Origin of the sequence: Pseudomonas sp. zfem002 (assembly GCF_032621685.1) — a bacterium.
Classification (GTDB): Bacteria; Pseudomonadota; Gammaproteobacteria; order Pseudomonadales; family Pseudomonadaceae; genus Aquipseudomonas; species Aquipseudomonas japonica.
The window spans coordinates 35,196-57,344 of sequence record NZ_JAVYJH010000023.1; the positions used below are offsets into that span (position 1 = coordinate 35,196).

Sequence of the window (22,149 nt, forward strand, 5' to 3'; positions counted from 1 at the left end):
ACAGAAATATCAGGTGGCGGGCCGTTGCAAAGCGTGCTTCAGCGCTGCGCCGGCGCCCACAGGCCCATCTCCCGGGCCAGGCTCTGGGCGGCGATGGTGCGTTTCTGATAGGCCGGCGCACGTTCGTCGGTGGCCAGCCAGAGCATCACCGCCGCCGGTACCTCGGGAGGGGCACTGCCGGCGCGCAGGGCGATCACACCCTGCTCGCCGATGGTCGCCTTGAGCGCGTCGGTGGTGACCACACCAGGGTTGAGGGTGTAGGCCTGGATGCCGGCGTCGCCCAGTTCGGTGGCGACGATCCCGGACAGCCGCGACACCGCCGCCTTGCCCGCGCCATAGGCATAGCCCCAGCCACCTTTCTCCGCAGCCACCGGTGGATCGCTCTCACCGGCGCCGGAGGTGATGTTGATCACCACCCCACCGCCCTGCTCCAGCATGATTTCAGCCACCGCCCGGGTGAGCAGGAACGGCGTGAGGATATAGCCCTGGAACATGCGCTCGAGCGTCTCGGGCTGCAGCGCCATGAAGCCGGCGTTGAGATCGCTGCCCTGGTAGATGGCGTTGTTGATCAGCACATCGATACGACCGAACTCAGCGAGCACCGTCCTGCACGCGGCCAGGGCCGAGGCACTGTCGAGCAGGTCCATCGGCACCACCAGTGCCTTGCGGCCAAGGCCGCGGATGGCTGCGGCGGTGGCGTTGAGACTGCCGGGCAACGGCGCGCCACTGGCGTCGCGCAACGCATGCGGATGCTGCTCGCCCTCGTCGAGGGTGCGGGCGCTGATCGCCACGTCGAAACCGGCGCGGGCGAACGCCAGGGCCGCCGCGCGACCGATACCCCGGCTCGCGCCGGTGATGAAGGCAACCTTGTTCATGGCGACTCCTCAGACCTGACCGGGACGCACCATGGCGTCCATACCGCCGTCGATGTACATCACGCTGCCATGGATGAAGCCGGCCTGTTCCGACTGCAGGAAGGCGATCAGCGTGGCGATTTCCTCGGGATGGCCGTTGCGCCCCAGCGGCGCGACGAAGTCCCGCACCGCCTGGCCGAAGCGCGGGTCGTTGCGCGAGGCATCGTGCAGCGGGGTTTCCACGGCGCCCGGGGCGACCACATTGAGGCGGATGCCCTTGGGGCCCCAGGCCGAGGCCAGGCGCCGGGCATGATGGGTGATGGCGTATTTCGAGCAGGCGTAGGCGATCTGCGGTTCGGCGAGGCTGTCGGCAAGGGCGCGGGCGCGGGCTTCGTCGTCGGCGAGCATGGCCTGGGTCATGGTTTCCTGGTCGGCGCCGGGACGGATCGCGGCGACCGAGCCAATCACCACGGCGGCGGGGTTGCTGCCCTTGCTCAGGGCGGGTTCCAGGCCGGCGAGCAGTTGGCTGACGCCGAAATGGTTGATCGCCACGATCAGCCCGCAGGACGGCGCGGTGACGCCGACGCCGGCGCAGCAGACCAGGCCGTCGAGGCGGCCGTCGCTGAGTTCGAGGACCTGGGCGATGGCCTGTTCGCGGCCTTGTGCGGTGGAAAGGTCGGCGGTGATCTCGGCATTGTTGCGGTCGATGCCGATGATGCGGTGGCCGGCGGCGCGCAGGGCGCTGGCGACGGCGGCACCGATGCCGGAGGCGGAGCCGGTGATGGCGGTGGTGGGCATGTTGTTGTTTTCCGTGGTGGGTTCGGGGACCGCTTCAGCGGTCCTTCGCGGGCAAGCCACGCTCCTACAGAATGGTCGCGATAACTCTGTAGGAGCGTGGCTTGCCCGCGAAGGGCTGCGCAGCAGCCCCATCATCGAAGGCTCGACCCATCAAAACATCGTCCACCCAGACTAAAAAACTACGCCCGCCTGGCCATCGGCACCGCCAGCTGCGGCGGCGGCACCTTGACCTTTCCCGGCGCTTTCAGCGGCATCTTCGGCTTGCCCAGGGCCACCACGCTGTTCAGGAGGATCCGCACCAGCTCGGTCTGCCGGCGCACGCCGGTCTTGGAGAAGATCGAACGCAGGTGCGCCCGCGCCGTATTGCGACGGATATTCAGCTCTTCCGCCGCCTCCTCCAGCGACAAGCCGTTGGCCAGTTCCATGGCCAGCGCCGTCTCGGCCTTGGTCAGGTTGAACAACTGCTTGGTCACCAGCTCGCTGGCCAGCGACTTGCTCGCGGCATCGCGGATGTACACCAGCGCCGCCGGCTTGCCCTTCTCTTCCGCCCAGTCCAGCGACGGAATCGGCTCCACCACCAGGCCCAGGTTGACCTGCCCGGACGGCCGGGTCACCGACATGGCCTCGGCGCTCTTCGGCGCGTCCGGGGAGAACGCGGCGCGGATCAGCCGTTGCAGTTCGCGGTTGTCGCTCGGATAGGTCGCCTCCAGGCGCCCGCCCACCAGCTTCAGGCCGTCGGCCTGGGCCAGCAGGTCCTGGGCCACCGGGTTGACCCGCAGCACGCTGCCGCTTTCATCGAGGATCAGGGTCGCCACCGAGAGCCGGCTGATCGCCTGGGAATACAGCTCGCTGAGGGATTCGCTGCGGTCCAGCAGGTTGTGCACCTGCATGCCGCGGCGCAGGTGCGGCAGGAACATCGCGCACAGGGCCCGATCATGCCGGCTGAATGCCGGCGCGCGCTTGGGCCGGGTGATGCGCAGGCGCAGCTTGCCGCCATCCGGGGTGGAGATGTCCGCGCCCATTACGTGATAGACGTCCTGCGGACCGCAGAACATCTTGAAGTAGGCACAGTGCTCCCACTGCTCCGGGCTGAGCACGTCGTCGACGGTGAACACGTAGTCCTGGGGAAGATTGGTGAAGGGGGTCTGGGTCTGCGGGTAGGTCATGTAGCTGACTTCGCCGGCGCCTTCGATATCGCCGACGATGATCATCAGGCCCATGTCCGGCTGGTCCGGCACGCGCAGGATCAGGGTGACGTAGTTGGCGCCGTAGAGATCGCGGAAACTGGTGAGGGCCTTGGCCATGCGCCGCGGATCGATGGCACCGTCGTAGACCTCGCTGACCAGGCGATCGTAATGGGCCAGGTCGAGACCCAGCGCGTCCAGGCCTTCCTGGGTGAGTACAGGATTCTCCACAGTCTTCTCCTCGCTCGGGTCAGGCCGTGGCCTCCCCTTGTTGTTTTTATGAGTTCGGCTGCTGCACGTGTTGCAAGGCGGGGCTCCAGGAGAGCCGCGCCACAGTCTCGCTGTCTCGCGGTGCGCCCACAATAGGGCGCGCCCCTATTATTCGACGACGGGGGCGGCCGGCTGTCGTTTCGGCCGGAATTCGCCCCGCAGGACCTCGATGGAATGCGCCTCGCGGGCCACCAGCGGCCGCCCGCGATTGAACCAGGCGGCCAGGGCCGGCAGGAGGAAAATGGCGCCAAGCACGTTGACCAGGAACATGAACGACAGCAGCACGCCCATGTCGGCCTGGAACTTCAGCGGCGCGAAGGCCCAGGTGCAGACGCCGATGGACATGGTCAGGGCGGTGAACACCGCCGCCGTGCCCCGTTGACACATGGCCTGGTAGAAGGCCTCGCGCAAGTCGGCACCGGCGGCCATCTCGTGCTGGATGCGCTCGTACAGGTAGATCCCGTAGTCCACCCCGACCCCCACGCCCAGGGCCATCACCGGCAGGGTCGCGACTTTCAGGCCGATGCCGAGCATGGCCATCAGCGCGTTGCAGAGGATCGCCACGATCGCCAGCGGCACCAGGATGCACAGCACGGCGCGCATGGACAGGAAGGTCAGCCAGCAGAACAGCGCCACCGAGCCGAACAGCGCGGCGAGCATGATCACTTCGGCGCGCTTGACCGCCTCGTTGGAGGCCGCCATCACCCCGACGTTGCCACCGGCCAGGAGGAATTCGACATGGGCCGTGGAGACATCGGCAATGATCCGCCTGGCTTCGTTGAGCACATGGCTGATGGTCGCGCCTTCGTGGTCGGCGAGGAACACCAGGATCTGCATCTGCTGGCAGCCGTCGGTGACCAGGCCGTCGTCCGGCATGTAAGCGCGGGCGCCCTGGCTGAGGCCACGGGCCGAACCGGGAATCGCCGCCCAGCGCGGGTTGCCCTCGTTGTTGCCGGCGATCACCCGCTTGCCCATGCCGGCCACGCTCTGCACCGACTGCACGCCCTGCACGGCGCGCATGCGGAAATCGAAGCCTTCCACGGCGCGCATGACTTCCGGATTCAGGCAGCCCTCCTCGACGTTGTGGGCCTGGACGAACACCGCCAGCACATCCAGACCGATGGAGTAGCTGCCGATGATCCGCGCGTTGTCCTGGTTGTAGCGCGAGTCGGCGCGCAGCTCCGGAGCGCCGGCGCCGATATCGCCCACCGCCAGCTCGCGGGCCTTCCAGGCACCGGCGGCGAGCAGCAGCAGGCTCAGGGCGAACACCGCCAGCGCCGGTCGCGGCTCGGCCAGTGCCGACAGGCGCCACCACAGGGCATGGCGGCTGTTGGCGTCGGCCTGCGCCTTGCGCAGCAGGCGCTTTTCCAGCGGCAGCCAGGAAATGATGATCGGCAGCATCAGCTTGTTGGTGACGATCATCAGCATCACACCGATGCAGGCGGTCACCCCCAGTTCGTGGACGATGGGAATGTCGATAAGCATGATCACGGCGAAGCCCAGGGCGTTCATCAGCAGCGCCAGGGAGCCGGGGATGAAGATCTTGCAGAACGCCGTGCGCGCCGCCTGCAGCGAGGTGGCGCCGGCCACCACGTCCTGCTTCCAGGCATTGGTCATCTGCACCGCGTGGGACACGCCGATGGAGAAGATCAGGAACGGCACCAGGATCGACATCGGGTCGATGCCCAGGCCCAGCAGTGGCAGCAGGCCAAGCAGCCAGACCACCGGCAGCAGCGCCACCAGCAGCGCCACCACGGTCAGGCGCAGCGAGCGCGAGTACAGCCACAGCAGCAGGCCGGTGATGACGAAGGCGATGGCGAAGAAGCCGATCACCGTGGTCAGGCCTTCCACCACATCGCCGACCAGCTTGGCGAAGCCGACGATATTGATCTCGATCTGCTCGCTGGAATACTTCTGCCGCACCTCTTCCAGGCGCTGTGCGATCTGCGCGTAGTCCACCGGCTTGCCGCTGCGCGGGTCGAGGTCCTGCAGGTCGGCGCGGACCATGGCGGACTTCAGGTCGTTGGCGATCAGCCGGCCGACCTGGCCGGAGGCGGCGGCGTTGCTGCGCACCTGTGCCAGGTCCTCGGGGGTGCCGCTGAAGCGTGGCGGCACCACAACGTCACCGAAGAAGCCTTCCTCGGTGATCTCGATGTAGCGCACGTTGGCGGTGAACAGCGAGGTCACGCTGGGCCGGCTGACCCCGGAGATGAAGAACACATCGTCGGTGACCTTGCGCAGGGTCTCGAGGAATTGCGGGTTGTAGATATCGCCCTCGCCTTTCCAGCGCACGCTGACCAGGAAGCGGTTGGCGCCGGTGAAGTACTGGCTGAACTTGAGGAAGTTGACCATGTAGGCATGGCGCACCGGGATCTGCTTGTTGAAGCCCGGGTCCAGCTGCGTATTGAGGGCGCTGTAGCCCAGTCCCAGGCTGAGCAGCACGAACAGCGCCAGCAGCCCCTTGCGCCAGGCCATCAGCCAGTCCGCGATCACCTCGACGCAGTGCGCCACCCATTGTTTGACCTGATTCATCACCCGTCTCTCGTTGGCCTTTGACCGGATAGTCGGGCTGGAGGGGGTTGGGGGCATCGTCCAAATGGGTTAGGTGGCAAGAGGCCTGCGTCTGCCCCGTAGGAGCGAGGCTTGTCGTGTGACGAACCACCGCGAAGGACCGCGGAGCGGTCCCCATTACGGTGTTATCGGGGACCGCTCCGCGGTCCTTCGCGGGCAAGCCTCGCTCCTACGAGGGTGCGCGATCCGTAATGATCATTGCTCGACCCGCGCCATCGCTGCCTGCTCATAGCGCGGATACAGATGGGTCACGCTGCGGATCAGCTCGTACTTGCTCAGGTTGACCGAGGCGAACCGCTCAGGGACAGGCGTGGCGATCACCTCGTTCATGTCCAGCCCGTTGGCCGCGCTGTCGCGCAGCAGATCGTCCAGCCAGCCGAGGTAATCCACCATCTGATCGAACGGCCCGCGGTCGCTGCTCACCGGACCGTGCCCCGGCACCAGCACTTTCCATGGCAGCGCCTGCAACTGCTGCAGGTCATCCACCCACTGCGCCAGCCCGGGGCTGTGCGGCGTGGTCAGGGCGCGCTGGTAGAACAGCAGGTCGCCGGCGAACAATACGCCGCTCTTCTCGTCCAGCACCGCCAGGTCCGCGCCGCTGTGCCCGCTGAACGCCAGCAGGCGCAACGGATGCGAGCCGAAGGTCTTCAGCCCCGGCTGCGCAGTCTGCTCCGGCAAGCGCACCTGGGTCCCGCGCATCCAGTCGCCGACCATGCGGTACAGGTTCTCCGCCAGGGCATCACCCTCCTTCGCCAGTTGCTCCCGGGTCCCCGGCAAGGCTGCGATCGGTACGTCGGCGAAGGCCTGGTTGCCCAGGGCATGGTCCGGGTGATGGTGAGTGATCAGCACCTGCACCACCGGCTTGTCGGTGACCGTGGCGATGGCCTGGCGCAGGGCCTGGCCGTAGCGCAGCGAAGGACCGCTGTCGATCACCACGACGCCGTCCTCGCTGACGATGAACCCGGTATTGACGATATTGCCCCCGTTGTCCCGGGAGAAATTCTCGGTGCTGCCTTCCAGCACCCAGGTGTCGGCCGCCACCTGGCGCGGCTGCAGGTGGTAGTCCAGCTCGGCCAGGCTCGGCAGGCTGACAAGACTCAACAGGCACAGCAAAGCACGCATCCGGGACCTCATTCGATGGCGGCGTCGAAGGCATTGCCGTTGTTGTCGCGCAGGCTCAGGCGTACCGGGCCCGGGCGGCGCAGGTCGAACGACAGGCTGGGGTTCTCGCTCACGGCCGGGAACAGTTCCAGGGTCGCCAGGGACTGGCCCTGGGCGTCGAACAGTTCGGCGTGCTCGATGAAGAATTCCGGAATCCCGGCCAGCAGGCCGTTATCCATGGGGTGCGAGACCGACAGGCGCAGGCGGCTGTAGTCCTCGCGCGGGTAGCGTCCACCGAGCACCTGGCCCAGCCGCTGCTCCCACCCCGGCTCACTGCGCACCACACTGGGCGCGGTACAGCCACCGCCGGCGGCATCGATCAGGGTCGAGCCGACATGCCAGACACCGTCTTCGGTCTGCACGGCGGCGCGCAGCGGGGTGGCCTGCTCGATGCGGATGCGCACCGCCAGCCACGGCAGGACCTCGGGCCCCGGGGTGAAGTCGACGATCCGCGGCAGCGGGTTGAGCTCGGCCCAGACCAGCATGCGCCTGACCTTGCCCGGCAACTCCCGGGCATCCACCTGCAGCGGCACCTGCCGGGCGTCCTCGGCGAACGGCGGCGCGACGACCTTGACCCGCTGATCGAAGCGGTACGGCTCGTCGCCAATCCATTGTTTACGGTAGAACTCCCACATCACCGAGGGCACCGGGTCGGGGCCCGGTTCCAGGGCGTATGCCGGGGCGCCAAGCCACAGCGTCATCAGCAACAGCGGCACCCGGCCCATGGCATCACTCCGTGACGTGAACACTGTCCAGGTAGGTACGGATGGCCCAGAGCGCTTCCTGGCTCAGGAAATCGGCCATCTTCGGCATGTACACGCGACCGTCGCGCACCGAACCGTGGCGTACCCGTTCGACGAACCATTCGTCACCGGCGGCGCCCTCGTCGAGCATGCGCAGGTCGGGCGCGATACCGCCGGACTTGGCTTCCAGGCCATGGCAGGCGGCGCAGTTCATGTTGTAGGCCGAGGTGCCGATGGCCAGCGCCTCGTCGTGGTCCTTGCCGTTGCGGTACGGGTTTTCCGTCCGCCATTCGTCACCCAGCTTCTCCAGGTTGCCGGTGTTCACTGCGGTCGGCGTCACGTTGCCGTGGGCCATGACCGCTCCGGTGCTGATCAGGCCGGCCATGAACACGGTGCCCAGCAAGGCGTTCTTAACTCTTGTCATTGTTTTGCCCTCGACTACTCAGGTTGCACGATTTGCACGCGAAAACCTCTCTGGCGAAAGGTTCTGCCGGCCATCTTAGGAAGCGCCCGAGAGCCTCCCCATGCTGCTTTGGTGGTCGCGCTCTACTCCGTTGGTAGTAGAGCTTGTGGGGCAGTGCCAAATCATGCCCGGACCGGGAAGTTTTCCCGGCAAGGGCGGGAGTTTTTCCGTATCTCGGGAGGGCCTGGCGTTCCAGTCTATGCAGGCCAAAACCTCCATTTGGGAACACACCAACATGACAATAAGATCGTTACCCGCCGCCCTCTCTCCCCTGTCCATGGCAGTCCAGGCCGTGCTGCTGGTCAGCACCCTGGCCATGGCCCCGGCCAGCCAGGCCAAGCCCGTGACCTGGGAAGACATCGCCGACGACCACAAGACCACCACCAACGTGCTGCAATACGGCATGGGCACCAACGCCCAGCGCTGGAGCCCGCTGGCGATGGTCAACGACAAGAACGTGTTCAAGCTGACTCCGGCCTGGTCGTTCTCCTTCGGTGATGAGAAGCAGCGTGGACAGGAGTCGCAAGCGATCATCAACGATGGCGTCATCTATGTGACCGGCTCCTACTCGCGGGTCTTCGCCCTCGACGCCAAGACCGGCAAACGCCTGTGGACCTACAACCACCGCCTGCCGGACGACATCCGCCCTTGCTGTGACGTGGTCAACCGCGGCGCGGCGATCTTCGGTGACAAGATCTTCTTCGGCACCCTCGACGCCCGCGTCATCGCCCTGAACAAGGACACCGGCAAGGTGGTCTGGAACAAGAAGTTCGGCGACCACTCCGCCGGCTACACCATGACCGGCGCACCGACCCTGATCAAGGATGGCAAGACTGGCAAGGTCCTGCTGATCCACGGCAGCTCCGGTGACGAATTCGGTGTGGTCGGCCAGCTCTACGCCCGCGATCCGGATACCGGCGAGGAAGTGTGGATGCGTCCGTTCGTCGAAGGCCACATGGGCCGCCTGAACGGCAAGGACAGCACCCCGACCGGCGACGTCAAGGCGCCGTCCTGGCCGGATGATCCGACCACCGAGACCGGCAAGGTCGAGGCCTGGAGCCACGGCGGCGGTGCCCCATGGCAGAGCGCGAGCTTCGACGCCGAGACCAACACCATCATCGTCGGTGCCGGCAACCCTGGCCCGTGGAACACCTGGGCACGCACCTCGAAAGACGGCAACCCGCACGACTACGACAGCCTGTACACCTCCGGCCAGGTCGGCGTAGACCCGAGCACCGGTGAAGTGAAGTGGTTCTACCAGCACACCCCGAACGATGCCTGGGACTTCTCCGGCAACAACGAACTGGTGCTGTTCGACTACAAGGACAAGGACGGCAAGCAGTACAAGGCCACCGCCCACGCCGACCGCAACGGCTTCTTCTATGTGGTCGACCGCACCAACGGCAAGCTGAAGAACGCCTTCCCGTTCGCCGACAACATCACCTGGGCCAGCCATATCGATCTCAAGACCGGTCGCCCGGTGGAGAACGAAGGCCAGCGTCCGCCGAAGCCCGAGCCAGGCCAGACCAAAGGCAAGCCAGTCGAAGTCTCGCCACCCTTCCTCGGCGGCAAGAACTGGAACCCGATGGCCTACAGCCAGGACACCGGCCTGTTCTACGTACCGTCCAACCAGTGGAAAGAGGAATACTGGACCGAGCAGGTCAACTACAAGAAAGGCTCGGCGTACCTGGGCATGGGCTTCCGCATCAAGCGCATGTACGAAGACCACGTAGGCTCGCTGCGCGCCATGGACCCGACCACCGGCAAGATGGTCTGGGAACACAAGGAGCGCCTGCCACTCTGGGCCGGCGTGCTGGCAACCAAGGGCAACCTGGTGTTCACCGGTACCGGCGACGGTTACTTCAAGGCCTTCAACGCCAAGACCGGCGAAGAGCTGTGGAAATTCCAGACCGGTAGCGGCGTGGTTTCGCCACCCATCACCTGGGAGCAGGACGGCGAGCAGTACATCGGCGTGACCGTCGGCTACGGCGGTGCTGTTCCGCTGTGGGGCGGCGACATGGCCGAGCTGACCAAGCCGGTGGCACAGGGCGGTTCGTTCTGGGTGTTCAAGATCCCGAGCTGGGACACCAAGACCGCACAGCGCTGATCCGCATCACGCGAAGGGGGCCTGACAGCCCCCTTCGCACTTGCTGCGTCCCCTTGTAGGAGCTGGCTTGCCTGCGAAGGACCGCAACGCGGTCCCCTTCCCTGGCAGCCATACATGAAGCCCAGGAGCCACCATGAAATACCTCCCGCTACTCCTCACCCTTGCGATCTCCCCCGCCTTCGCCGTCATCGCCGACGACAGCGACAGCGAAGACCAGCCTCTGGTCGTCAATGGCTGCGTGATCAAGCCGGAAAGCCAGTGCCCCAACGCCAACCTCGAAGGCGCCGACCTGAACAACCAGGACATGCGCAAGATGAACCTGGCTGGCGCCAACCTGAAGAATGCCAACCTGCGCCATGCCAACCTCGACCTGGCCAACCTGGAAAAGGCCCAGTTGCAGGGCGCCGTGCTCAGCCGCGCGAGCCTGCAACAGGCCAACCTGCGCATCGCCGACCTCACCGGCGCCAACCTGGTCGCCGCCCAGGCCTGGGGCATGTTCGCCCAGGGCGCGAAGTTCAACGATGCCAACCTCAGTGCTGCCTATCTGGAGTTCGCCAAGTTGTCCGGGGCCAAGCTGCATAACAGCAACCTGCAGGCCGCGGACCTGGAAATGACCTGGCTGAGCCGCGCCGACCTGCTGGGCGCGAACCTGGCCGATGCCAACCTGCAGGAAGCCAAGTTCGGCGAAAGCAATCTGGAAAATGCCGATCTGCGCGGAACCCGCAAGCATTATGCGAATTTCCAGGATGCCAACATGGAAGGCTGCCAGGGTTGTCCGAAGACCTGGGACTAACCGCCCATCGTGTTCCTGCGTCCCGCGTAGGAGCGCGGCTTGCCCGCGAAAGGACCGCAAAGCGGTCCCCATGCTCACTCGTGTCGGGTAACGGGGACCGCTCTGCGGTCCTTTCGCGGGCAAGCCACGCTCCTACGGAGGTGTAGCGAAGTGATTTCAGGCCGCTATGCGCAGCAACCCCGTCTCGATCGCCAGATGCACCAGCTCGGCATGGGAACTGACCTGCAGCTTGCTCTTGAGCAGCGTCAGGTAGTTGGACACGGTCTTCCCGCTCAGGCACAGATGCTCGGCGATCATGCGCATCGAGGTGCCCTTGGCCAGCATCAGGAAGATCTCGGTCTCGCGCTGGGTCAGGCCGGTGAGCCGGGCGTCCTTGTCCTCGGCGCGGTGCGGCTGGGTCGCCAGTTGCGTGGCCAGGGCCTGCTCGATATAGGCATGCCCGGCCAGTACCCGGCGCACCGCTTCGAGCAGCGTCGACGCCGCCACCGCCTTGGACAGAAAGCCACAGGCCCCGGCATCCAGCGCCTGGCGCACCAGGCCCAGCTCGGTGTGCTCGCTGAAGAACAGCACGCGCAACTGCGGCAGGCGCTGACGCAACCGGCGGGTGGTCTCCAGGCCGCTGATGCCGGGCAGGTCGAAGTCCATCAGGACCAGCCCGGGCACCTGCTCCTGAACCCGCTGCAAGGCTTCCTCGCCGCTGGCGGCTTCGCGTACTGGAAGTTCAGCGCCCAGGGCCGCACTCAGGCCCAGGCGCATCATGGGGTGGTCGTCGACCAGCAGAATATCCATCGGCGTCGTTCTCATTGTTATCGATGTAATCGCCATGCCCCATGCTAGAGCGCTCGCTGGCCGCCCCGCCTACTACTTTGGTAGCGCTTTTGCTGTCGATGGTCGCATTCACAAAGCCGTGCGACTGACCTGTAATAACGGCATAACAAAAATGAGACTGCCGATCATGCTGCCTCGTGCCCTGCCCGTCCTCCTCGGCCTGACCCTGTCCGGCCTGCTCGCCCCTACTGCCCAGGCCGATAGCGCGCTGTTCTCCGCCGACGGCTACCGCGCCACGCTGTACCGCAGCCCCACCCCGGCCAGCGCCGAGGTGGCCCAGACCGTCGATACCGCCCAGGTCCAGGCCCTGGCCAAGGACCAGGCGCTGCTGATCGACGTGTACAAGCGCCCCTGGCTCAACGGCCAGTTCATCGACAGCGAAGCCCACGCCAACCTGCCCGGCAGCCACTGGCTGCCGAACACCGGCGATGGCCAGCTGGACGCGCAGTGGGCCGGCTATTTCAGCCGCCATCTCGAACGCCTCAGCGGCGGCGACCACCAGCGTGCCATCGTCTTCTACTGCCGTTCCGACTGCTGGCTGAGCTGGAACGCCGTGCGCCGTGCCACCGCGCTGGGCTATACCCGGTTGTACTGGTACCGTGATGGCCTGGATGCCTGGGAGGCCGCCGGCCTGCCCGTGGTCGCCGCCAGCCCCGAGGTGTTTCCCTGATTTCCCTGTGGTCACCGCCAAAAACAATAAGGTGCAAAGCCATGTACAAGATTCTGATCGCCGACGACCATCCGCTGTTTCGCGAAGCCATCCACAACGTCATCAGCGATGGATTCCCGGGCAGCGAAGTGATGGAGACCGCCGACCTCGACAGCGCCCTGGCGCTGACCGGCGAGCACGACGACCTCGACCTGATCCTGCTCGATCTGAACATGCCCGGCATGCACGGCCTCGGCGGCCTGATCAACTTGCGCAACGAGGCACCGACCATCCCGGTGGTGATCGTTTCCGCCGAGCAGGACAAGCAGATCGTCCTGCAGGCCATCACCTACGGCGCGGTGGGCTTCATCACCAAGTCCTCGCCGCGTTCGCAGATGACCGAGGCCATCGAGCAGATCCTCAATGGCAACGTCTACCTGCCGCCGGACATCATCCGCACCCAGAAGAGCGGCAGCCGGCGCAGCCAGAGCGAGCCCCAGGGCTTCGCCCCGGAACTGCTGCAGGCCCTCACCCGCAAGCAGTTGCTGGTGCTCGAACGGATGACCAAGGGCGAGTCCAACAAGCAGATCGCCTACAACCTCGACATCGCCGAAACCACGGTCAAGGCCCACGTCTCGGCGATCCTGCGCAAGCTCAACGTGCACAACCGCGTGCAGGCGATCCTCAGCGCCGGGGACATCGATTTCACCGCCTACCTGCGTCGATAGGGCGAATCGATCGTTACGATTGAAATCAATCCTTGAAACAGATCGTTACGCTGAAGTAAGCTCGAACGCATTCGACTGGAGCACGCCATGCAACACGCCACCCACATCCACGCACAACGCACCGCACGCCTCGCGCGCGCCGTGGCCGGCGTGACTGTGCGCGGCGCAAGCGCTCCATATTACTTCGGGTATTGGTTTAGCCACAGGCGCCGCTGATACCCACACCGGCGCCCACAAACAGGGCCGCCGTACACGAGAACTCTCGAACCCCCGGACGGCCCAGCCCTCCGGGGGTTTTGTTTTTCCGGCCCGTTGCCACTGACATCACTGAGGAATCGACCCATGAACTACGCCACCTATTACCGCTACCAACCCTCTGCCTGGCGATTTAGCCACTGCCTGTCGGGCCAGCCTGCCGCCTCCGACCGGTCCGCAGCAGGTGGCGCTCAAACACTCACACGTATCTGTCGAACACATCGATAGGGCCGAAGGCGCGGGACCGAAAACCCGCCTTCCGCCCAGGGAATCCCGAACATGCAAGCGACCACCCAGGCACTGCCACTGAACACCACCGCCGCGGCCAACACCTCCGTCAGCCTGCGTCTGCCCAGCCCCGTGCAACTCAAGCAGCAGTTGCCGCTTTCCACCGCCCTTGCCACTCAAGTCCAGCAGCACCGCCAGGCGGTGAAGCACATTCTCGACGGTCACGACCCGCGCCTGCTGGTCATCGTCGGCCCCTGTTCCCTGCACGATCCGCGTTCCGCCCTGGAATACGCCGAGCGCCTCGCCGAGCTGTCGCGCCAGGTCGGCGATCAACTGTTGCTGGTGATGCGCGCCTACGTCGAGAAGCCGCGCACCACCGTCGGCTGGAAAGGCCTGGCCTACGACCCGCACCTGGACGGCAGCGACGACATGCACGGCGGCCTGCGCCTGTCCCGGCAACTGATGCTGGACATGCTGCGCCTCGGCCTGCCGGTGGCCACCGAGCTGCTGCAACCCATGGCCGCCGGCTACTTCGACGACCTGCTGAGCTGGGCAGCGATCGGTGCGCGGACCACCGAGTCGCAGATTCACCGTGAGATGGTCAGCGGCCTGGGCCTGCCGGTGGGCTTCAAGAACGGCACCGACGGCGGTGTCGGCATCGCCTGCGACGCGATCCGCAGCGCCGCCCACCCGCACCGCCACTTCGGCCTCGATGCCCAGGGCCATCCGGCCATCGTCGAGACCCTCGGCAACCCGGACACCCACCTGGTCCTGCGCGGCGGCCACCAGGGCCCGAACCATGACGCGGCCAGTGTCGAGCTGGCCCGCCAGGGCCTGGCCAAGGGCGGCATCCCGGCGCGGATCATGGTCGACTGCAGCCATGCCAACAGCGGCAAGGACCCGCTCAGGCAGCCGGCGGTACTGCGCGATGTGATCGAACAGCGTGTCGGCGGCGACCGCTCGCTGATGGGGGTGATGATCGAGAGCCACCTGTTCGACGGCTGCCAGGCCCTGGGCAAGGGCGCGCTGAAATACGGCGTGTCGATCACCGATGGCTGCCTGGGCTGGACGGGCACCGAGGCGATGCTGGTGGAGGCGGCGCAGGCCCTGCGCGACGCATGACGTGACGGTGTCGCGATCTGATCCCTTACAGGCAGTGACGCCACCGGCCCCTGCCCCCCGAAGAATCGGCTCAGCGTGGGGCACTCAGTCGATGTGCTGTTGCTCGGGCAGGTAGTTGAACACCTTGCCATCGGCGGCATTGGCGCGGACCGCCATGATCGGTATGTAGCGCCGGTCCGTCTGGTAATAGTCCTGCTGGAAACGCCTGGCGCCCGCCTCGCCGGGCGCTGTCGAGCCATGCATGAAGGCTTCCAGCGCCAGGCGCCGGCCGATGCCCGTAGGCCACGCCGCGATGATCAGTTCGGACCAGGCGTACTGGTCCTGCGCGCCGGACTGGTTGCGGACATCCAGGGCCAGCTGGAACTCGCCCGACGAGGCATCGAAGAAGCAGCTTTGGTAGGGGCTGTTCAGATAGCGCGCCTTCCAGGCCGCCACCGTAGTGATATTGAGGCTGGCGCAGGACGGTCGGAAATTGCAGTAGTCCGCCGCACCACCGGTCCAGCCATCGTAGGGAAAGATGCAGCGCAGGGTCAGCGGATAATCCGCCGGATGGTCCAGCTCACGGAAAACGAAGCCCTGGGCCTTGTACAGGCCGGTCTTGATATCGGCACGAAAGTACATGAAGGACACGCCGTTGCCCTTGATCGACGCCGGGCTGGGGTCCCATGCATGGAAAGCGCCGACATCCGTCGTGCGCCCGAGGACACCGTTGCAGCGATAGGCGCCAGCGCCATCGGCGCAGGTCGTCGCGGTCCTGGCGTAGCGCTGGTTCAGTCGGTCCGCGACCTGATAGCCGTGGTACAGCTGCTCCTGCAGGGCGAAGCCGAAGGTCAGGGCCGGCCCCGCGGCCAGGCGTATCAGCGGCAGCCAGTCGCCGGTGGCGTTGAAATACTCGAGCTGGCCGCGCTGGGCGCGAAACAGGGCGTCGGGATCAGCGGGGTCGTAGTACAGCGCCTGGATCGCCACGCGGCCCGGCTGCTCCGGCGCCCAGTTGCGCACCAGCACCTCGCCCGGGCCGGCACTGCCGTCGTCGACCACTTCATAGGCCTTGCCCTGCCCCGTGGCGCTGAACAGGTCCTGCAGCAGGTAGCCGACCTTGCCGGGCGACAGTGCCGGATCGGCGTCGCTGCGCAGCAACAGAAAACGCTCCGAGCCCCGCGCCTGCGCTTCGCTGGTGTGATGCCAGAAAGGCCGTGGATGATCCGCGGCCATGGGCAGCGCCAGCACCCCGCTGCAGGCATAGGGCGGCTTGCCGCCGATGCACTGCGCTGGCGTCGCCGCCCAGCGCTGGTTGAGTTGCTGCGCGGTTTCCGGTCCACTCAGGGCCCAGCCCTGAGCGGCCGTCAGGCACAACAGCAGGAGGGATAGACGCAGCAGCAGGCGAAGCATGATGGCTTCCTCGATCGGCCTGAAGGCTCAGGGCGAATTGAAGAGCCGCGAGGCCGCCTCGCACAACTGGCAGAAATATCAGGTAGCGGCAGTCTGCCTACGGATTTTGAGGAGAATTCCCCAGGCAATTACGGTAGTCTCTGGCTTTTCTAACCTAGGAGTTTCCCCATGGCCCGAGCCACCGCCCGCCACATCCTCGTCAGCAGCGAAGAGAAGTGCAACGAACTGAAGGCGCAGATCGAAGCCGGTGCCGACTTCGCCGAAGTCGCCAAAGCCAACTCCACCTGCCCATCCAGCCGCCAGGGCGGCGACCTCGGCTCGTTCGGCCCGGGCCAGATGGTCAAGGAATTCGACACCGTGGTGTTCAGCGCGCCGATCAATGTGGTGCAGGGTCCGGTGAAGACCCAGTTCGGTTATCACCTGCTGGAAGTGACCAGCCGTCAGGACTGATCGTTTTTGAGCCGTAAGGTCGCAATGGCCTTGGGGGACCGCTTTGCGGTCCTTCGCAGGCAAGCCAGCTCCTGCAGGGCCGGCATGCTGCTATTGGCGGCGATGGCTTCTCACAGCGCCCACGCTGCTCCCACCCACGCCCTCACCGTCTACGGCGAAGCCCCGCGCTATCCCGCCAGCTTCCAGCACTTCCAGTACACCAACCCCGACGCCCCCAAGGGCGGCAGCCTGCGCCGCTCGGCCATCGAGATCGGCCAGTTCGACCATGTCCTGCCCTATATCGACAAGGGCATCGGCGTCAGCGAGATCGACGGCTGGCTGTATTCGCCCCTCGCCGTGCGCTCGCTGGACGAGCCCTACACCGTCTACGGCCTGGTGGCCCGGCGCATGGAGCGGGCCGACGACGGCCTGTGGCTGCGCTTCTACCTCGACCCGAACGCGCGCTTCGCCGACGGCAAGCCGATCCGCGCCGAGGACGTGCGCTTCACCTATGACCTGCTGCTGCGCGACGGCAACCTGAAATACCGTACCCAGTTCGCCGATGTCGCCGATGTGGTAGTGGAGTCGCCGACCCAGGTGCGCTTCGACTTCAAGACCAACCAGAACCGTACCCTGGCCCTGGACCTCGCCTCGCTGCCGGTACTCCCCGAACACTGGTGGCAAGGCCGCGACTTCGCCAACGGCGGCGGCTTCGAGGCGCCGCTGGGCAGCGGCCCGTACCGCGTGGCACGGATCGACAACGGCCGCAGCATCACCTTCGAGCGCAACCGCGACTGGTGGGGCAAGGACCTGGCGGTCAACCGCGGCCGCTACAACTTCGACCAGTTGCGCATCGAGTACTTCGGCGACACCGACGTGGCCCGCCAGGTCCTGCGCGGTGGCGGCTACGACTACAACCGCGAGTTCTCTGCCACCGGCTACACCATCGGCTACGCCGGCCCGGCCCTGGACGACGGCCGCCTGCAACGTGCCCACCTGGCCCGCGAAGCGCCGCAGAACGCCCAGGGCTATGTGTTCAACCTGCAACGCCCGGTGTTCCAGGACCGCCGCGTGCGCCAGGCCATCGCCCTGCTCTGGGACTTCGAATGGAGCAACCGGCGGATGATGCGCGATATGTACATCCGCCAGCAGAGCTACTTCGCCAACAGCCCGCTGGCCGCCCGCGCGCTGCCCGATGCCGAGGAGCTGAAACTGCTGGAGCCGCTGCGCGGGCAGATCCCCGACGAGGTCTTCAGCCAGGTGTTCCAGGCGCCGCGCACCGATGGCTCGGGGATCATCCGCGACAAGCAGCTGCAAGCCCTGGCCCTGCTCCAGGAGGCCGGCTGGCAGGCGCAGGGCGATCGCCTGGTGAATGCCCAGGGCGAGCCGCTGAGCTTCACCTTCCTCAACGGCCAGAACGGCATGGAGCGCCTGCTCCTGCCGTGGAAGCGCACCCTGGCGCAGATCGGCATCGACATGCAGATCCGCCGGGTCGACTCGGCGCAGTACGTCAACCGCCTGATGGCCCGCGACTACGACATGATCGTCACCGGCTACCCGGTCACCACCTCGCCGGGGCTGGAGCTGTACAGCTACTTCGGCTCGGCTGCGGCCAACGACCCCGGCTCGAACAACTTCATGGTCCTGAAGAACCCGGCCGTGGATACCCTGATCGACGGCCTGGTCCGCGCCGCCACCCAGGCTGACATGCAGCGCCATGCCCATGCGCTCGACCGGGTGCTGCAGTGGAACTACTACTGGATTCCCAACTACTACCCGCCGGGCACCTCCAGCGTGTGGTGGAACCGCTTCGGCCTGCCGAAGGTACCCGCGGCCAACGACCCGGCGCTGGATACCTGGTGGGAAGTCAGCCCGACCGCCCTGACCAACGCCGAGATGGCCGCCCGCCAAGGACGCCAACCGTGACCGCCTATATCCTGCGGCGCCTGCTGCTGATCGTACCGACCCTGCTGGTGATCCTGCTGGTCAACTTCGTCATCGTCCAGGCCGCCCCCGGCGGGCCGGTGGAACAGGCGGTGGCGCGCCTGCAGGGCATCGGCGGCGGTGCGCCGGGCGCTGCTTCCGTGCAGCTGGACTCGCGGGCCAGTCGCGGCCTCGATCCGGCCCTGCTGGAAACCATCAAGAAGCAGTACGGCTTCGACAAGACCGCGCCGGAACGCCTGTGGCTGATGCTCGGCAACTACGCCCGGCTGGATTTCGGCGAGAGTTTCTTCCGCGGCGCCAAGGTCACCGAGCTGATTCTCGACAAGCTGCCGGTGACCCTGTCCCTCGGTTTCTGGGCGACCCTGATCACCTACCTGGTGTCGATTCCCCTGGGCATCCGCAAGGCGGTGCGCCACGGCAGCCTGTTCGACGCCTGGACCAGCAGCCTGATCGTGATCGGCTATGCCCTGCCCTCGTTCCTCTTCGCCCTGCTGCTGATCGTGCTGTTCGCCGGTGGCACCTCGCTGAACTGGTTCCCGGTGCGCGGACTGGTCTCGGAAAACTTCACCGAACTGAGCCTGATCGGCAAGGTCGCCGATTACTTCTGGCACCTGGTGCTGCCGGTGGGCGCGCTGGTGATCGGCGGCTTCGCCACCCTGACCCTGCTGACCAAGAACGCCTTCCTCAACGAGATCTCCCGCCAGTACGTGGTCACCGCCCGGGCCAAGGGCCTGAGTGAAAAGCGCGTGCTCTACGGCCATGTGTTCCGCAACGCGATCCTGCTGGTGGTGGCCGGGCTGCCGCAGGCGCTGATCACCGTGTTCTTCGCCGGCTCCTTGATGATCGAGGTGATCTTCTCCCTCGACGGCCTCGGGCGCATGAGCTACGACGCCGCGGTGAGCCGCGATTACCCGGTGGTGTTCGGTTCGCTGTTCATCTTCACCCTGTTCGGTCTGCTGATCCGCCTGGTCGGGGACATTTGCTACACCTTCGTCGATCCGCGCATCGACTTCAGCGCGAGGGCGCACTGATGTTTCGCCTGTCGCCCATCAGCCAGCGCCGCTGGCAACGCTTTCGCAGGAATCGCCGCGGCTGGTTCTCGCTGTGGGCCTTCGCCGCGCTGCTGACCCTGAGCCTGGGCGCCGAGCTGATCGCCAACGACAAGCCGCTGCTGCTGAGCTACAAGAACAGCCTGTATTTCCCCGCCTTCAAGCGCTACACCGAGCAGCAGTTCGGCGGGCAGTTGCCGTTCCAGCCGGACTACCGCAGCCAGTACGTGCGCCAGTTGATCGAGGGCAGTGGCGGCTGGATGCTGTTCCCGCCGGTGCCGTTCAGCGCCGACACGCCCAATTACGACCTGCAGGTGCCGGCGCCCAGCCCGCCGACGGCGAGCAACTGGCTGGGCACCGACGACCAGGCCCGCGACGTGCTGGCGCGGGTGCTGTACGGCACGCGGGTGTCGATCCTCTTCGCCCTGGCCCTGACCCTGATCAGCACCGTGATCGGCGTCGCCGCCGGGGCCCTGCAGGGCTATCACGGCGGCTGGATCGACCTGCTCGGCCAGCGCCTGCTGGAAGTCTGGTCGGGGCTGCCGGTGCTCTACCTGCTGATCATCCTCAGCGGTTTCGTCGAGCCGAATTTCTGGTGGCTGCTGGGGATCATGGCGCTGTTTTCCTGGCTGGCCCTGGTCGATGTGGTGCGCGCCGAGTTCCTCCGCGGGCGCAACCTGGAGTATGTACAGGCTGCGCGCGCCCTCGGCCTGCCAGACCGCCTGGTGATCGTCCGGCATATCCTGCCCAACGCGATGAACGCCACCCTCACCTACCTGCCGTTCATTCTCACCGGGGCGATCTCGACCCTGACCGCCCTCGACTTCCTCGGTTTCGGCATGCCCGCCGGCAGCGCCTCGCTGGGCGAGCTGGTCAACCAGGGCAAGCAGAACCTGCAGGCGCCATGGCTGGGCTTCACCGCCTTCTTCGCCCTGGCGCTGATCCTCTCTTTGCTGGTGTTCATCGGCGACGCCCTGCGCGAAGCCTTCGACCCGCGCGCCTGACCACGGACTTCCCATGCACGACAGCGACAACCTCAAGGACTACCAGCGGGTACGCCGCCTGGCGATCAAATCGCTGTTCGAGATCATCGAGCAATCCAGCGAGGGTACGGTAATCGTCGACCGCGACGCGCGCATCGTCTGGATGAACGAACGCTATGCCCGGCGTTTCGGCCTCAGCGACGCCAGCGCCGCGATCGGCCAGCCCTGCGAACAGGTGATTCCCGGCAGCCTGATGCGCGAGGTGGTGACCCAGGGTCGCCCGGCCCTGCTGGACATGCTCGACACGCCCAAGGAACCGCTGGTGGTCATGCGCCTGCCGATCCACGACGCCGGCGGCGAGGTGATCGGCGCCATCGGCTTCGCCCTGTTCGACGAGTTGCGCAGCCTGTCGCCGCTGCTCAAGCGCTATTCCAGCATGCAGCAGGAACTGGCCTCGACCCGTTCGCTGCTGCGCGCGCGCCAGGCCAAGTACAGTTTCAACCAGTTCATCGGCACCAGCGCGGCGAGCCTGGAAGTCAAGCGCCGTGCCCGGCGCGCGGCGAGCAGCGAGGCTCCGGTGCTGCTGCTCGGCGAAACCGGCACCGGCAAGGAGCTCCTGGCCCACGCCATCCATGCCGCCTCGCCGCGGGCGCACAAGGCCTTCGTCAGCATCAACAGCGCAGCGATTCCGGAAACCCTGCTGGAAGCCGAATTCTTCGGCACCGCCCCGGGTGCCTTCACCGGTGCCGAGCGCAAGGGCCGCGCCGGCAAGCTGCAGTTGGCCGAAGGCGGCACGCTGTTCCTCGACGAGATCGGCGACATGCCGCTGCCGTTGCAGAGCAAGCTGCTGCGAGTGCTGCAGGAAAAGGAATACGAGCCGGTGGGGTCGAACCAGATGCTGCACAGCGATGTGCGGGTGATCGCCGCCACCTCCCGCGACCTGCAGGCCGCCATGGCCCGTGGCGAGTTTCGCGCCGACCTGTATTACCGGCTGAACGTGCTGCCCATCGAGGTGCCGGCGCTGCGCGAGCGGATCGAAGACCTGCCGGCGTTGAGCGAGGCGATCCTGGAGGACCTGGGCAGTCGCCATGAACTGGAGGACGACGCCCTCGGTTTGCTCGGCAGGCATGCCTGGCCGGGGAATATCCGCGAGCTGCGCAATGTGCTGGAGCGGGCGACCTTGCTGTCCGAGCGGACGCTGCTGGGCGTGGCGGATATCCACTCGGCGCTGGGCAAGCTGATGCCGCGGGCGTTGGATGAACCGGTGCAGGATTACCGCCAGGCGTGCGAGGCATTCGAGCGGGAGTTGCTGCAGAAGGCCCTGGCCCGCTGTGCCGGGAATGTGCCAGAGGCCGCGAAACAGCTGGGGTTGGGGCGCTCGACCTTGTACAAGAAGCTGGTGGCGCTGGGGATTCAGTCTCAATAGAGAGATATTAGTCTCCAAAAAGAGATAGCAGTTATCTGATGCGAATTCCGTGATCTGACGCGAACCCCGTGATCTAACGCTCCTACACACGTCCTGCGCAGCAAGCCAGCTGTCTACGTTCAGAGACAACGGCGGTATGAAAAAAGAATTTCCCTATATAAAACAATAAGTTAAG

19 protein-coding genes are annotated in these 22,149 nt (G+C 66.0%); 10 read left to right on the forward strand and 9 right to left on the reverse strand.

The genetic code is table 11. The features are described from left to right. Positions 1–38 precede the first annotated feature (38 nt). From RTI28_RS23050 to pedF, 7 genes are all read right to left on the reverse strand, one after another. Positions 39–875 carry an SDR family oxidoreductase gene (locus tag RTI28_RS23050; RefSeq protein WP_316922594.1) on the reverse strand — a complete coding sequence of 279 codons (837 nt, stop codon included), beginning with the start codon at positions 873–875 and terminating at the stop codon, positions 39–41. 9 nt (positions 876–884) lie between these two features. Beyond that, on the reverse strand, positions 885–1,652 hold the full coding sequence (locus RTI28_RS23055) for an SDR family oxidoreductase (protein ID WP_316922595.1): 768 nt from the start codon (positions 1,650–1,652) through the stop codon (positions 885–887). Positions 1,653–1,831: 179 nt separating this feature from the next. After that, entirely contained in the window at positions 1,832–3,067 is a 1,236-nt protein-coding gene (locus RTI28_RS23060; protein ID WP_316922596.1) for a helix-turn-helix transcriptional regulator, read from the reverse strand. A gap of 147 nt (positions 3,068–3,214) precedes the next feature. Continuing rightward, on the reverse strand, positions 3,215–5,638 hold the full coding sequence (locus RTI28_RS23065) for an efflux RND transporter permease subunit (RefSeq protein WP_316922597.1): 2,424 nt from the start codon (positions 5,636–5,638) through the stop codon (positions 3,215–3,217). Positions 5,639–5,872: 234 nt separating this feature from the next. Then, the gene (locus tag RTI28_RS23070; RefSeq protein ID WP_316922598.1) at positions 5,873–6,799 is read right to left on the reverse strand and encodes a quinoprotein relay system zinc metallohydrolase 1; all 927 of its coding nucleotides are present in this window, start codon (positions 6,797–6,799) and stop codon (positions 5,873–5,875) included. An 8-nt stretch (positions 6,800–6,807) separates the two neighbouring features. After that, on the reverse strand, positions 6,808–7,563 hold the full coding sequence (locus RTI28_RS23075; protein WP_316922599.1) for a quinoprotein dehydrogenase-associated SoxYZ-like carrier: 756 nt from the start codon (positions 7,561–7,563) through the stop codon (positions 6,808–6,810). Positions 7,564–7,567: 4 nt separating this feature from the next. Further along, positions 7,568–8,005, reverse strand: a complete 438-nt coding sequence (gene pedF / locus RTI28_RS23080; RefSeq protein ID WP_316922600.1) for a cytochrome c-550 PedF — start codon at positions 8,003–8,005, stop codon at positions 7,568–7,570. A gap of 316 nt (positions 8,006–8,321) precedes the next feature. Between pedF and exaA the strand changes: the two genes are divergently transcribed. Together exaA and RTI28_RS23090 are read left to right on the forward strand one after the other, a co-directional pair. Next, positions 8,322–10,151, forward strand: coding sequence for a quinoprotein ethanol dehydrogenase (gene exaA / locus RTI28_RS23085; RefSeq protein ID WP_316922733.1), 1,830 nt, complete (start codon positions 8,322–8,324; stop codon positions 10,149–10,151). A 133-nt stretch (positions 10,152–10,284) separates the two neighbouring features. Next, the gene (locus RTI28_RS23090) at positions 10,285–10,944 is read left to right on the forward strand and encodes a pentapeptide repeat-containing protein (protein ID WP_316922601.1); all 660 of its coding nucleotides are present in this window, start codon (positions 10,285–10,287) and stop codon (positions 10,942–10,944) included. Positions 10,945–11,100: 156 nt separating this feature from the next. On the opposite strand, the gene RTI28_RS23095 is transcribed toward RTI28_RS23090, so the two are convergent. After that, positions 11,101–11,733 (reverse strand): response regulator transcription factor, encoded by a 633-nt coding sequence (locus tag RTI28_RS23095; RefSeq protein WP_316922602.1) that lies wholly within the window; start codon positions 11,731–11,733, stop codon positions 11,101–11,103. 166 nt (positions 11,734–11,899) lie between these two features. Between RTI28_RS23095 and RTI28_RS23100 the strand changes: the two genes are divergently transcribed. The 3 genes from RTI28_RS23100 to RTI28_RS23110 all read left to right on the forward strand — a co-directional run bounded on the left by RTI28_RS23100 (position 11,900) and on the right by RTI28_RS23110 (position 14,754). Continuing rightward, positions 11,900–12,442, forward strand: a complete 543-nt coding sequence (locus RTI28_RS23100; RefSeq protein WP_316922603.1) for a PQQ-dependent catabolism-associated CXXCW motif protein — start codon at positions 11,900–11,902, stop codon at positions 12,440–12,442. A gap of 41 nt (positions 12,443–12,483) precedes the next feature. Then, positions 12,484–13,149, forward strand: a complete 666-nt coding sequence (locus tag RTI28_RS23105) for a response regulator transcription factor (RefSeq protein ID WP_316922604.1) — start codon at positions 12,484–12,486, stop codon at positions 13,147–13,149. A 534-nt stretch (positions 13,150–13,683) separates the two neighbouring features. Beyond that, on the forward strand, positions 13,684–14,754 hold the full coding sequence (locus RTI28_RS23110) for a 3-deoxy-7-phosphoheptulonate synthase (protein ID WP_316922605.1): 1,071 nt from the start codon (positions 13,684–13,686) through the stop codon (positions 14,752–14,754). An 84-nt stretch (positions 14,755–14,838) separates the two neighbouring features. Here RTI28_RS23110 and RTI28_RS23115 read toward each other — a convergent pair whose 3' ends face one another. Continuing rightward, positions 14,839–16,143 (reverse strand): hypothetical protein, encoded by a 1,305-nt coding sequence (locus RTI28_RS23115; protein ID WP_316922606.1) that lies wholly within the window; start codon positions 16,141–16,143, stop codon positions 14,839–14,841. Between the two features lie 168 nt (positions 16,144–16,311). Between RTI28_RS23115 and RTI28_RS23120 the strand changes: the two genes are divergently transcribed. From RTI28_RS23120 to RTI28_RS23140, 5 genes are all read left to right on the forward strand, one after another. Then, complete coding sequence (locus RTI28_RS23120; RefSeq protein WP_316922607.1) at positions 16,312–16,593, forward strand: peptidylprolyl isomerase; 282 nt, start codon at positions 16,312–16,314, stop codon at positions 16,591–16,593. Between the two features lie 84 nt (positions 16,594–16,677). Then, positions 16,678–18,498 (forward strand): extracellular solute-binding protein, encoded by a 1,821-nt coding sequence (locus RTI28_RS23125; RefSeq protein WP_316922608.1) that lies wholly within the window; start codon positions 16,678–16,680, stop codon positions 18,496–18,498. After that, entirely contained in the window at positions 18,495–19,547 is a 1,053-nt protein-coding gene (locus RTI28_RS23130; protein WP_316922609.1) for a microcin C ABC transporter permease YejB, read from the forward strand. Before RTI28_RS23125 ends, RTI28_RS23130 begins: the two co-directional genes overlap by 4 nt. Further along, positions 19,547–20,569 (forward strand): ABC transporter permease, encoded by a 1,023-nt coding sequence (locus tag RTI28_RS23135; protein ID WP_316922610.1) that lies wholly within the window; start codon positions 19,547–19,549, stop codon positions 20,567–20,569. The genes RTI28_RS23130 and RTI28_RS23135 overlap by 1 nt, the downstream gene beginning before the upstream one ends. Before the next feature lie 13 nt (positions 20,570–20,582). Continuing rightward, a complete protein-coding gene (locus RTI28_RS23140; protein WP_316922611.1) occupies positions 20,583–21,974 on the forward strand; it encodes a sigma-54 interaction domain-containing protein in 1,392 nt (463 codons plus the stop codon). Positions 21,975–22,149: the final 175 nt, after the last annotated feature.

Coding starts and splice junctions, on each gene's coding strand:
- RTI28_RS23050 (WP_316922594.1), bottom strand. CDS start 875: ATGAACAAGGTTGCCTTCATCACCGGCGCGAGCCGGGGTATCGGTCGC.
- RTI28_RS23055 (WP_316922595.1), bottom strand. CDS start 1,652: ATGCCCACCACCGCCATCACCGGCTCCGCCTCCGGCATCGGTGCCGCC.
- RTI28_RS23065 (WP_316922597.1), bottom strand. CDS start 5,638: ATGAATCAGGTCAAACAATGGGTGGCGCACTGCGTCGAGGTGATCGCG.
- RTI28_RS23070 (WP_316922598.1), bottom strand. CDS start 6,799: ATGCGTGCTTTGCTGTGCCTGTTGAGTCTTGTCAGCCTGCCGAGCCTG.
- RTI28_RS23075 (WP_316922599.1), bottom strand. CDS start 7,563: ATGGGCCGGGTGCCGCTGTTGCTGATGACGCTGTGGCTTGGCGCCCCG.
- pedF (WP_316922600.1), bottom strand. CDS start 8,005: ATGACAAGAGTTAAGAACGCCTTGCTGGGCACCGTGTTCATGGCCGGC.
- exaA (WP_316922733.1), top strand. CDS start 8,322: ATGGCAGTCCAGGCCGTGCTGCTGGTCAGCACCCTGGCCATGGCCCCG.
- RTI28_RS23090 (WP_316922601.1), top strand. CDS start 10,285: ATGAAATACCTCCCGCTACTCCTCACCCTTGCGATCTCCCCCGCCTTC.
- RTI28_RS23095 (WP_316922602.1), bottom strand. CDS start 11,733: ATGGATATTCTGCTGGTCGACGACCACCCCATGATGCGCCTGGGCCTG.
- RTI28_RS23100 (WP_316922603.1), top strand. CDS start 11,900: ATGCTGCCTCGTGCCCTGCCCGTCCTCCTCGGCCTGACCCTGTCCGGC.
- RTI28_RS23105 (WP_316922604.1), top strand. CDS start 12,484: ATGTACAAGATTCTGATCGCCGACGACCATCCGCTGTTTCGCGAAGCC.
- RTI28_RS23110 (WP_316922605.1), top strand. CDS start 13,684: ATGCAAGCGACCACCCAGGCACTGCCACTGAACACCACCGCCGCGGCC.
- RTI28_RS23115 (WP_316922606.1), bottom strand. CDS start 16,143: ATGCTTCGCCTGCTGCTGCGTCTATCCCTCCTGCTGTTGTGCCTGACG.
- RTI28_RS23120 (WP_316922607.1), top strand. CDS start 16,312: ATGGCCCGAGCCACCGCCCGCCACATCCTCGTCAGCAGCGAAGAGAAG.
- RTI28_RS23125 (WP_316922608.1), top strand. CDS start 16,678: ATGCTGCTATTGGCGGCGATGGCTTCTCACAGCGCCCACGCTGCTCCC.
- RTI28_RS23135 (WP_316922610.1), top strand. CDS start 19,547: ATGTTTCGCCTGTCGCCCATCAGCCAGCGCCGCTGGCAACGCTTTCGC.
- RTI28_RS23140 (WP_316922611.1), top strand. CDS start 20,583: ATGCACGACAGCGACAACCTCAAGGACTACCAGCGGGTACGCCGCCTG.